The organism is Brevundimonas sp. MF30-B (assembly GCF_004683885.1).
GTDB lineage: Bacteria > Pseudomonadota > Alphaproteobacteria > Caulobacterales > Caulobacteraceae > Brevundimonas.
In genome coordinates, this window is sequence record NZ_CP038440.1 from 254,765 (window position 1) to 264,083 (window position 9,319).

At 64.2% G+C, this 9,319-nt stretch carries 13 protein-coding genes and 1 tRNA gene; 9 read left to right on the plus strand and 5 right to left on the minus strand.

The genetic code is table 11. The features are described 5' to 3' along the window. Positions 1–7 precede the first annotated feature (7 nt). Complete coding sequence (locus E4M01_RS01245) at positions 8–775, minus strand: creatininase family protein (RefSeq protein ID WP_135066954.1); 768 nt, start codon at positions 773–775, stop codon at positions 8–10. A gap of 97 nt (positions 776–872) precedes the next feature. On the opposite strand from E4M01_RS01245, the gene E4M01_RS01250 reads away from it, so the two are divergent. After that, positions 873–1,607 (plus strand): glycosyltransferase family 2 protein, encoded by a 735-nt coding sequence (locus E4M01_RS01250; protein ID WP_135066957.1) that lies wholly within the window; start codon positions 873–875, stop codon positions 1,605–1,607. 41 nt (positions 1,608–1,648) lie between these two features. Further along, positions 1,649–2,083 carry a hypothetical protein gene (locus tag E4M01_RS01255; RefSeq protein WP_135066960.1) on the plus strand — a complete coding sequence of 145 codons (435 nt, stop codon included), beginning with the start codon at positions 1,649–1,651 and terminating at the stop codon, positions 2,081–2,083. Positions 2,084–2,100: 17 nt separating this feature from the next. On the opposite strand, the gene E4M01_RS01260 is transcribed toward E4M01_RS01255, so the two are convergent. Together E4M01_RS01260 and ppa are read right to left on the minus strand one after the other, a co-directional pair. Further along, on the minus strand, positions 2,101–2,532 hold the full coding sequence (locus E4M01_RS01260; RefSeq protein WP_135066964.1) for a DUF488 family protein: 432 nt from the start codon (positions 2,530–2,532) through the stop codon (positions 2,101–2,103). Positions 2,533–2,575: 43 nt separating this feature from the next. Next, positions 2,576–3,133, minus strand: coding sequence for an inorganic diphosphatase (ppa, locus tag E4M01_RS01265; protein ID WP_135066967.1), 558 nt, complete (start codon positions 3,131–3,133; stop codon positions 2,576–2,578). Between the two features lie 130 nt (positions 3,134–3,263). Between ppa and E4M01_RS01270 the strand changes: the two genes are divergently transcribed. Beyond that, positions 3,264–3,944 carry a DUF599 domain-containing protein gene (locus E4M01_RS01270; RefSeq protein ID WP_135066970.1) on the plus strand — a complete coding sequence of 227 codons (681 nt, stop codon included), beginning with the start codon at positions 3,264–3,266 and terminating at the stop codon, positions 3,942–3,944. A gap of 233 nt (positions 3,945–4,177) precedes the next feature. On the opposite strand, the gene E4M01_RS01275 is transcribed toward E4M01_RS01270, so the two are convergent. Next, the gene (locus E4M01_RS01275; protein WP_135066973.1) at positions 4,178–5,005 is read right to left on the minus strand and encodes an N-formylglutamate amidohydrolase; all 828 of its coding nucleotides are present in this window, start codon (positions 5,003–5,005) and stop codon (positions 4,178–4,180) included. Positions 5,006–5,118: 113 nt separating this feature from the next. Here E4M01_RS01275 and cpdR point away from each other — a divergent pair, with 113 nt between their 5' ends. Together cpdR and E4M01_RS01285 are read left to right on the plus strand one after the other, a co-directional pair. Further along, positions 5,119–5,475 carry a cell cycle two-component system response regulator CpdR gene (cpdR, locus tag E4M01_RS01280; RefSeq protein WP_135066976.1) on the plus strand — a complete coding sequence of 119 codons (357 nt, stop codon included), beginning with the start codon at positions 5,119–5,121 and terminating at the stop codon, positions 5,473–5,475. Positions 5,476–5,571: 96 nt separating this feature from the next. Further along, positions 5,572–5,646 (plus strand) — tRNA-Val (locus E4M01_RS01285). A gap of 324 nt (positions 5,647–5,970) precedes the next feature. On the opposite strand, the gene E4M01_RS14215 is transcribed toward E4M01_RS01285, so the two are convergent. After that, positions 5,971–6,135, minus strand: a complete 165-nt coding sequence (locus tag E4M01_RS14215) for a hypothetical protein (protein ID WP_167765477.1) — start codon at positions 6,133–6,135, stop codon at positions 5,971–5,973. A gap of 338 nt (positions 6,136–6,473) precedes the next feature. On the opposite strand from E4M01_RS14215, the gene E4M01_RS01290 reads away from it, so the two are divergent. The 4 genes from E4M01_RS01290 to E4M01_RS01305 all read left to right on the plus strand — a co-directional run bounded on the left by E4M01_RS01290 (position 6,474) and on the right by E4M01_RS01305 (position 8,762). Then, complete coding sequence (locus tag E4M01_RS01290) at positions 6,474–7,214, plus strand: RHS repeat-associated core domain-containing protein (RefSeq protein WP_256360019.1); 741 nt, start codon at positions 6,474–6,476, stop codon at positions 7,212–7,214. 137 nt (positions 7,215–7,351) lie between these two features. Then, entirely contained in the window at positions 7,352–7,681 is a 330-nt protein-coding gene (locus tag E4M01_RS01295; RefSeq protein WP_135066999.1) for a hypothetical protein, read from the plus strand. A 51-nt stretch (positions 7,682–7,732) separates the two neighbouring features. Then, positions 7,733–8,275: an RHS repeat domain-containing protein gene (locus E4M01_RS01300; RefSeq protein WP_135067002.1), complete on the plus strand. Its 543-nt coding sequence runs from the start codon at positions 7,733–7,735 to the stop codon at positions 8,273–8,275. Between the two features lie 52 nt (positions 8,276–8,327). After that, positions 8,328–8,762 carry an RHS repeat-associated core domain-containing protein gene (locus tag E4M01_RS01305; RefSeq protein ID WP_167792134.1) on the plus strand — a complete coding sequence of 145 codons (435 nt, stop codon included), beginning with the start codon at positions 8,328–8,330 and terminating at the stop codon, positions 8,760–8,762. Positions 8,763–9,319 lie beyond the last annotated feature (557 nt).

Below are 9,319 nucleotides of genomic sequence, written 5' to 3' on the forward strand. Positions count from 1 at the left end.
GCCTTCTTCATGTCCCCGGCAAGACCTCGGCGGCGAAATCGGCCACGTCCTTGAGAAGTGCGGGCACGGCGGCGTCGATGATGCGCTGGCCCTTCTCCGGACTGGCCTGGGCCGGGTCGGAGCCGATACGGCCGTCGGGGAAGCGCGCGCGATAGTCCAGGGCGTCGCGGATCGGGCCGACGGGCGCGATCTTCGGCTCGTAGTCCGCGGTCTTGATCCGATCCGGATAGGCCGCCTGGGTCACCGCGATCTCGGACGGGGTGGCGTGCATGCCGTGGCCGGTCGGGAAGATCGAGTTGCACAGGCCGGTGACGCCGGCCAGGTCCCACCAGTTGCGCAGCTTCAGGGCGAAATCGGCGCGATCCTCGGCATAGGACCATTCGGCGTAGATTTCGGCGAAGGCGGCCTCGATGGTGGCGACATTGCCGCCGTGGCCGTTCAGGAAATAGATCCGCTCGAACCCGTGCCGCGTCAGGCTGGCCACCCAGTCGCCGATGGCGGCCATGAAGGTCGAGGGGCGCAGGGTGATGGTGCCGGGAAAGGCCAGATGGTGCTGGGCCATGCCGATGTTGAAGGTGGGGGCTACGATCAGCGCCTCTTCGCCCTTCTCGGCGGCATGGGCGATGATCTCGGGGCACAGCCAGTCGGTGCCCAGCAGGCCCGTCGGGCCATGCTGCTCGTTGGAGCCGATCGGCACAATGATGGTCTTGGACAGGGCGTGCCCGCTTTTGAGGGCGGCGTCGATTTCCGGCCAGGACGACAGGTGGATAAGCATGGGCAACTCCAGACAGCTTGGCCGGGGACTTAAAGCGATTGCAGGCCGAGGTCTAATCCGGCTTCGCAGGCCGGAACGGCCGCGCTAGACAGAGGACATGAACAGCGCCGCCGCCACGCCCGACATCTCCGTCGTCGTGCCCGTCCATGATGAAGAGGGCGCGGCCGGCCCGCTGGCGCGCGAGATCGCCGCCGCCTTCGCCGGCCGATCCTACGAGATGATCTTCGTCGACGACGCCAGCCGCGACGGCACCCTGTCCGAGCTGCGCGCGGTGATGGCCGAGCTGCCGGCGCTGCGCGTGCTTAGCCACGGCCAGAACGCGGGCCAGAGCCGGGCGGTGCGCACCGGCGTCCTGGCGGCGCGCGCCCCGGTGGTCGTGACCCTGGACGGCGACGGTCAGAACCCGCCTGCCGACGCGCCGCGCCTGGCCGACGCCCTGATCGCGGCCCCGCCCATCGTGGCCCTGGTAGGCGGCCGGCGCGCCAAGCGTCAGGACAGCGAGGCCAAGCGCTTCGCCTCACGCTGGGCCAACCGCATCCGCAAGCGCCTGCTGCGCGACGACGCCGACGACACCGGCTGTGGGCTCAAGGCCTTCCGGCGCGACGTCTTCCTGCGCCTGCCCTACTTCGACCACGTCCACCGCTATCTGCCGGCCCTGGTGATCCGCGAGGGCTATGAGAACCGCTATCTCGACGTCGACCACCGGCACCGGGAGACGGGCCGGTCGAAATACACCAACTGGGGGCGGCTGATGGCCTCGTTCACCGACCTGCTGGGCGTGATGTGGCTCAAGACCCGCTCGCGGCGGGCCGGCGCGGTGACCGAGCTGTGAGCGGGCGCGGCGGACCGATCCGGCCGGCGCGCGGCGAGTCCATGCTGGTCGCCCTGCCGCTGCTGGCCATCCCGGTCGTGATCTACAATCTGGTGGTGCTGTTCGGCGGGGGCGGCGGCGTGGACGCCTATGGCGTCGTAACTGGCCCGGAAGGCGTGCTGGGCGAGGTTCTGTTCGGCCTGGCCATGACCTCGGGCGCGCAATGGAGCGTGACGGTCGGCGATCTGATCCTGTTCCTGTCGCTGGGCCTGCTGTTCTTCGAACTGCTGAAGTCGACGTCCAGCCAGCGCACGGCGATCGTCAATCACGCCCTGTCGATGATCCTGTTCGTGGTCTGCCTGGTGGAGTTCCTGCTGCTGCGCGGCTTCGCCACCTCGGTCTTCTTTCTAATCCTGACGATGGTGATGCTGGACGTGCTGGCGGGCTTCATCGTCACCATCATCGCCGCGCGGCGCGACTTCGACATGGGCGGCTAGCCGCCGTCCCGCCTTGCCTAGAGGTTGACGATCTCCAGACCCGCCTCGGCCGCCAGGCGCTCGGCGAGCACCGCCCGGTGGCACCCCCCGGCGTGGGCCTCGAAACACAGCAGAGCGACCGGCGTCTGCATCGCCACGCTCTTCAGCTGCTGGTAGGCGGCTTCGGACTGCGGCTCGTGCATGTGGCCGGCGAAGATGGCCCGCATCTCGTCGATCCGCCCCTTGCGGGCGGCTTCCCGCCCGGCCTTGGGCGTGCCCAGCGCGCGCAGGTGCAGATAGTCCACGCCCTCGGCCTTCAGGCTCTCGCCCAGCAGGGTCTTGGAAAAGCCCGCGCGGCGGGAAGCAGCGACGGCCCGCACGTCGACCAGCAAGCGCACGCCCGCCGCCTTCAGCCGCCCGATGACCTCGGGCTGGGGCGCGCCTTCATAGCCGATGGTGTAGATCTTCATCCGCCCGATATGGGCGTCCTGGGCTCAGGCCCAAGCGTGACCGTCAGGCCGCGTTGGCGGCGGCCTTCTTGATCTTGTCCTGGTGGGCGCGCATGCCCGCGGCGATCAGCTCGGCGGCTTCGCCGGCGTCGCCCCAGCCCTTGACCGTGACCGACTTGCCCTTCTCCAGATCCTTGTAGCGGGTGAAGAAGTGCTCGATCTGCTCGATCAGGATGGCGGGCAGCTGACGATAGCTGGCCACGTCGGTGTAGTAGGGGTTCAGCTTGTCGACCGGCACCGCCAGGATCTTCTCGTCGCCGCCGGCCTCGTCGACCATCATCAGCACGCCGATCGGGCGCGAGCGGATGATGCAGCCCGGCACCACCGGCGTCGGGTTCAGCACGATCACGTCGCACGGGTCGCCGTCGTCCGACAGGGTGTGCGGAATGAAGCCGTAGTTGCCCGGATAGTACATGGCTGTGTGCAGGAAGCGGTCGACGAACAGGGCGCCGGACGCCTTGTCCATCTCGTACTTCACCGGCAGGCCCCCTTGAGGGATCTCGATGACGACATTGACGTCCCAGGGCGCATTGGGTCCAACGGGGATGGCGTCGAGGTTCATGGGGTCTGCACTGTGCGGCTGCGGTCGGGGAGGGCGGCGTGATAGGCCGTGCGGCGGTTTCGGGCAAGCGGCGCTTGATTGACGCGGCGCGGAACCGCAGGAAGGTCCAGGCGCAAGAAGGACGGACGACATGAACATTTGGGACTGGCTGGCTGTCGTTCTCTTCGGTCTGTGCTGGTTGGGCTACGGCCCGCTGCTGGCCTTCATCGCCCGGCGCAGCGGCTCGCTGAACGCCGACATGGCCCATGTGCGTCACGCCTGGATGACCGCCATGACCCGGCGCGAGATCCGGCTGATCGACGCCCAGTTGATGGGCCACACCATCAACTCCGCCTCCTTTTTCGCCTCGACCAATCTGCTGCTGATCGCGGCGGTGGCCGGGGTGTTGTTCGGAGGAGAGGCGGCGCTGCGGGGGTTTGCGGCGGTCGGCGCCGAGAACGTTCCGATCCGCCTGCTGGAGGCCAAGCTGGCCCTGGTCCTGATCTGCCTGGCGCGCGGGCTGATGGATTTCATCTGGTCGATCCGACAAATGAACTACACCATCGCCCTGATCGGCGCCGCGCCCGAGATAGAGGGGCGTGAACGCGAGGCGTTCGGTGCGGCCACTGGGCGGGTTCTGAATCCCGCACTCAATTCTTTCAGCCAAGGGGTCAGAGGCTATTACTTCGCCATCGCCGCTGCAGCCTGGCTGTTTGGTCCGGTCTGGCTTGCGATCGGAGTGGTCGGGGTCTTCTGCCTTTTGATCTGGCGCCAGGAAGCGTCTCCGGCCGCTATAGCCATTCGAGAGGCGCGCAGACTGATCGTTGATTAGTTTGGGTGCGACTGCGAACCCTGATGGGGGCGATTATTGCCGCGTCGTCACTCAAACCGTCTGACGGCGGCGATATCGGGCGTAACGAGTCGTGATCGTGAGACGAAAGTCGCATCTTGACGCATTGTGCGCTGCAACCTAGATTGTTGATCGACGCCTTCGGGCGTCTTGCCCTTCCTGGGCGTTTCCTCCCTATAGACTTTATATGCCGCGCCCTCGGGCGCGGCTTTTTTTCACCGCCAGTCTTGTTCGGTGAGGGTCCTGATCACGCGACCGATCAGGCCGCTGAGGCGGGCCATGCCCACGCCCGGCCGACCGGCCGCCTCGTCCCAGTACAGCGCGCGGTTCAGCTCGATCTGAAGGGCTTCGAACCCCTCGCTGGGCCGGCCCCAGGCCTGGGTCGACCAGCCGCCCGCGTACGGGTGGTTCAGCGCCACCCTCAGGCCCTCGCGTTCGAACAAGGCGCGGACCTGTCGCGTCAACGTCGTCCGACAGCTCATCCCATGCCGGTCGCCCAGCACCACATCGACGCCGCCCACGCGCGCGGGCATGGAGTGCCAGTCGATCAGCGCCGCCCGCCCGTGCGCAGCGCGCGCCGTCTGCATCAGTTCGGCCAGGGCGGCATGATAAGGGCGGTAAGCCGTCTCCAGGCGCTGCTCCGCGTCGTCGCGGGTCAGCCGCCGGTCGTGGATCACCTGACCGTCGCCAGTGAGGCGGGGAATTACGCCGTAGCCCGCGCGCACACGGGGATCGATCGTTTCCGCCACGCCCTCGATCAGCGCCGGGTCCAGCGCATCGGGGGCGCGGTTCAGATCGACATAGGTCCGGCTGATCTGCGCGGCGAGCACCGGCGCGCCCAAGTCCGGCGCGCAGGCGATCAGTGCATCCACCCCCCGGTCCTCGGCGCTGCACAGGCTGGCTTCGGACAGGTCCGCACGCGGCCGCATGTCGTCGGGCCGTACACGACCGGAGTGGGGCGAGGCGAACACCAGCGGCCCGCCGGCGCCGCGCGCGGACGTCAGTGCGTAGGGGGGGATCAGGGCGGGCCGATCGGGCGTCATGGCCCCGCTTAGCGGTTTTCCCCCGCCGCGACACGGCGCGCGCCGAATTTTCATGGCCGATTCACCGGTGCGATCCTAGGCTCTGCGCGACTCGAGTTCGGATTTCTCCCTACATGGCGCGCATTCTCCTGGCCGAAGACGACGGCTCCCTTCGCGGCTTCCTCAGCCGCGCCCTCGAGAAGGCGGGCCACGAGGTCGTCGCCTGCGAGAATGGCGACGACGCCATCGACGCCTTGGATCAGGGGCCGTGGGACTTGCTGCTGACCGACATCGTCATGCCCGGCGCCGACGGCATCGAGGTCGCGCGCGCGGCCGCCGCCCAGCAGCCGGGCCTGCGCATCATGTTCATCACCGGCTTCGCCGCCGTCGCCCTCAGCGCCGCCCAGGCCTCGCCCCAGGCCAAGGTCCTGTCCAAGCCCGTGCACCTGCGCGACCTTGTGGCCGAGGTTGAGAAGATGGTCGCCGCCTGATCCGATTGGAGCGTTTTCGCCCTTGCGATCCGCGCGGGCCCCGGGTTATAGACCGCGCCTTCCCGCCCCGGAGCCAACCTCCAGGGCCGCCAAGGCGGACGCGTAGCTCAGCGGGAGAGCACTACGTTGACATCGTAGGGGTCACAGGTTCAATCCCTGTCGCGTCCACCACTCTCTTTTCCAGTCATAGCGGGCATACCAATGCTTGCCGCCGCCGGGCCGAGCTCAGTTCGCGTCCTCAGTAACGCCGACTGGTCAGCGCTCGATCGGGCCAATGCACCGAGGCCATAAGCTCCGCTCCAATAGGGCTGACCCCGGCGTCCTGCGCCACGCCGCCGCTGATGGCCGCAATCGCCGTGGTGGAGTGGCGCCCCATAGATTGGAGCGAAGACCCGACCGGGGTCAGGAAAACGCATACGATCGTGTCGCGGCCCTGAAATGACGAACGCCCGCCCCGGACGAACCGGAGCGGGCGCTAATCTGAATGAGGCCGGCCTAGCGCGGGCCGCAGAAGGTCGAGTTGTCGGTATTGCGCAGAAGCTCAGTCCGCGTTGTGCCGTAAAGGTCCCGGCCTTGATAGACGGCGCAGTTGTTGGCGTCGTAGCTGATGCGGGCGTCGCGCCACTTCAGGCGGCCATCAGCGCGCTGGAAGGCTCGCATTTCGGCATTCGAACCCGCCGCAGCGGGGGCGCCGACAGGCGCGGTGGCCGGGATCTGAGCACAAGCGGCACCCACAAGAGCGATGCCGGAGATGGTAGCTACACGGATAAGCATGGAAGCCTCCTCAAGCTGACGCGTCGGATTGGCGTCATGATGGCGAGCCTTCTAGGCCTCAGGCAGAGTTGGTCAATCACTTACGCCTATTGTTGCGCCTTTGTAATCTGACATGATTTTAATGAAACTGGCTCGGCGCGGGGACGACCTGATCCCGCCGCGAGATCAGGTCGGCCTAGCTCGCCAAGGGGGGCGACAGAGCCGAGCGTGGATCAGTCATCGCCCTGTCCGGCGACGCCGGAGCGGCTACCACCGTCAACTCCTACGATGAGTATGGTGTGCCTGGGCCGATGAACAACGGGACGTTTCAGTACACGGGGCAGATGTGGCGGCCCGACGCCCAGCCCTATCACTACCGGGCGCGGGTCTATGCGCCGCAACTCGGCCGGTTCCTGCAGACCGATCCGATCGGCTACGGCGACGGGCTGAACCTGTATGGCTACGTGGGCGGGGATCCGGTGAACTGGACCGATCCGCTGGGGCTGCAAAGTTGCGGTGGCGTGGGCCAGTCCGCGTGCGATGTCGATGACGTCATCGTCATAGGCGGATGTTATGGCTTTACCGCATACGAGTGTTTCCCGAACTTGAATCCTTGGCAAGGACCACTGTTTTATTGGGGCGGAGGCGGAGGGGGATCGTCACCACAGCGCGAATGTAGTGCGCCGCCCCATACATTGGTCGGCTCTTCTCGAGCTGTTCTTGACTCGGTAGCAACAGCTGCTGATGTTGTTATAGTAGGGCTGGTTTCTGGGGGTATTACTGCTCCGATCGCACCTGCTACAAAAATTGTAGGGTGGGTTGGAGAAGCCGGTTTGGGCATTGTCAATTATTATGATTATCGAGTGAATAACAACTCCGGACCGGGTCAGGCTCAAGCGGCTGGCCTTCTTACGCGCCTTGTCCCTGGGGGGGGGGGGGGGGGGGGCGATTCAAAGTGGTCTAAGGGCCGCTACGCGGCCGTCTAGGCCGCTAAGGAATAGCAAGGGTCAATTTACAACGTCACATGTGAATAATAGGGGCGTCCAAGAATCCGGAGACGCCGCCGTTGAGCATGGGTTTCTAATTCAGTAGAGTCTGTAATATGTTCATAGGCGAGAACAGTATGCTTTTTCTCTTGTCGGGAACGATGATTATGTGGCTAATTTTCTTTAAGCTGAAAATGCAATTGCGCGTCTTGGTGGAAGGCGCTGCGTTCTGCAATCAAATAGAATTGAAGGATAGCCAGTTCGTATATCTTCGCAGAAACCTCACAAAGCTTGATGGTGCTGTGGCACTGTCTGTTTTATTTTGTGTAACCATTATAGAAATTTATATAGATAATCTTGTAGTCGTGATTTTAACTTGCGCAGCTGGTGCTTTGTGTCTTGCTGTGTGCGCTGGTTTCCTATTTCGCGAGCACCTGAAATTGACGGGACTTATCCGCCGAAAGTAGGGCATTAGGAGGGGCAATGTCTCCATCCTCAAGTACGACGACCTGGGTCGGTTGAGCCGTCAGCGCTACCCCAACCCAACGGGCGGCGGGACCCCCACGACCGACTATGAGCAGTACGGATACGACGCGGCCGGGAATCTGGTCACGATGCGCAACCGGGCGGGGCAGACGACTATCGCAGCCTATGACGCTTTGGGGCGGATAACCCAGGTCGCCTATCCGGGCGCGACGCCCGATGTGGCGACCACCTATGACCTGCTGAGCCGGCCGCTGACGGTCTCCACGCCCGGCCAGACCCTGACCCAAAGCTGGGACGCGCTCGGCCGGCTGGTCAGCGAGACCGGGCCCTTGGGCGCGGTAGGCTCGCAGTACGACCTGGCGGGGCGGCGCACCCGCCTGACCTGGCCGGATGGCTTCTTCGCGGCCTACGATTACAACGTCGCCGGCGTGCTGACGGGCGTTCGCGAGAACGGGACCGACTGGCCCCTGGCCGCCTTCGCCTACGACGTCCTGGGCCGGCGGATCGGCCAGACCGACAGGCGCGGCCACGACCCGCTTCCTCTACGACGGGCTGCAGCTGATCGGGGAGTATGACGGCGCCGGAACCCTGCTGCGCCGCCACGTGCCGGGCGCGGGCCTGGACGGAGTGATCACCTCCTACGAGGGCGCGACCTTCGACCGGCGCTGGCTGCTGGCCGACGAACGCGGCTCGATCCTCACCCTCAGCAACAACGCCGGGGCCGTCACCGCGCTGAACACCTACGACGAATACGGCGTGCCCGGCCCGAACAACGCCGGGACGTTCCAATACAGGGGACAGGTCTGGCTGCCGCAGGCCCAGGCTTATCACTACCGGGCGCGGGCCTATGCGCCGCAACTCGGCCGGTTCCTGCAGACCGACCCGATCGGCTACGCCGCAGGGGCCAACCTCTACGCCTACGTCGGCGCAGACCAGGTAAACCGCATTGATCCCTTAGGATTACAGCGGAAATACTATGTAACATGCTCAAGCAGCGTTTCTGACTTTAAAGATAATGAAAGCGAAGTCGTGTTGAGCTGTCAAAAAAAACTGGTGGTATGATGTTGGCGTGGGAGCAAATTTTCCCGGCAAAGATTTTGTTATACCCGATAATTTCGGATGCTTCTCAGATTTAAAGGAGATTCGATCAGCATCTAGACTGTCTAACGCGTATTCTCAGCAATGCGAAACTTATCAACTTGCTCACATATTGAAGGATGCAGGAACGTTCTTGGAGAACGCAGGTGTCGGCCTCTACACCGGATCACTGATCGCTCAGAGAACGATCATAGGTGCGCCATATGCCATCAAAATGAAATTTTGGGGGGGGCGATTGCCATTGGGCTTGGAGGAGGTCTGAACTTGGCAGGAGATTTGACGCTCTCGGCGGTGTCGGGAAACTATGGAGGTCTTCTAGGGGCGGCAGTGTCTAGGATCATTCCTGGTCCAAACATGGAGCCGCTTGATACAGTACAATAAAGAGTGGTCAGTAATACAGTGTCTGGCCTGGTATCTGAGAGAAGAAATTCATGCCGAGATTGAGAGGAATAATCATACTTTTGTACGGCTTAGTTATAACTGCATTTGCTTTGTACTTGGCAGCTGATATCATTTTCTTA

Coding starts and splice junctions, on each gene's coding strand:
- E4M01_RS01245 (WP_135066954.1), bottom strand. CDS start 775: ATGCTTATCCACCTGTCGTCCTGGCCGGAAATCGACGCCGCCCTCAAA.
- E4M01_RS01250 (WP_135066957.1), top strand. CDS start 873: ATGAACAGCGCCGCCGCCACGCCCGACATCTCCGTCGTCGTGCCCGTC.
- E4M01_RS01255 (WP_135066960.1), top strand. CDS start 1,649: ATGCTGGTCGCCCTGCCGCTGCTGGCCATCCCGGTCGTGATCTACAAT.
- E4M01_RS01260 (WP_135066964.1), bottom strand. CDS start 2,532: ATGAAGATCTACACCATCGGCTATGAAGGCGCGCCCCAGCCCGAGGTC.
- ppa (WP_135066967.1), bottom strand. CDS start 3,133: ATGAACCTCGACGCCATCCCCGTTGGACCCAATGCGCCCTGGGACGTC.
- E4M01_RS01270 (WP_135066970.1), top strand. CDS start 3,264: ATGAACATTTGGGACTGGCTGGCTGTCGTTCTCTTCGGTCTGTGCTGG.
- E4M01_RS01275 (WP_135066973.1), bottom strand. CDS start 5,005: ATGACGCCCGATCGGCCCGCCCTGATCCCCCCCTACGCACTGACGTCC.
- cpdR (WP_135066976.1), top strand. CDS start 5,119: ATGGCGCGCATTCTCCTGGCCGAAGACGACGGCTCCCTTCGCGGCTTC.
- E4M01_RS14215 (WP_167765477.1), bottom strand. CDS start 6,135: ATGCGAGCCTTCCAGCGCGCTGATGGCCGCCTGAAGTGGCGCGACGCC.
- E4M01_RS01295 (WP_135066999.1), top strand. CDS start 7,352: ATGCTTTTTCTCTTGTCGGGAACGATGATTATGTGGCTAATTTTCTTT.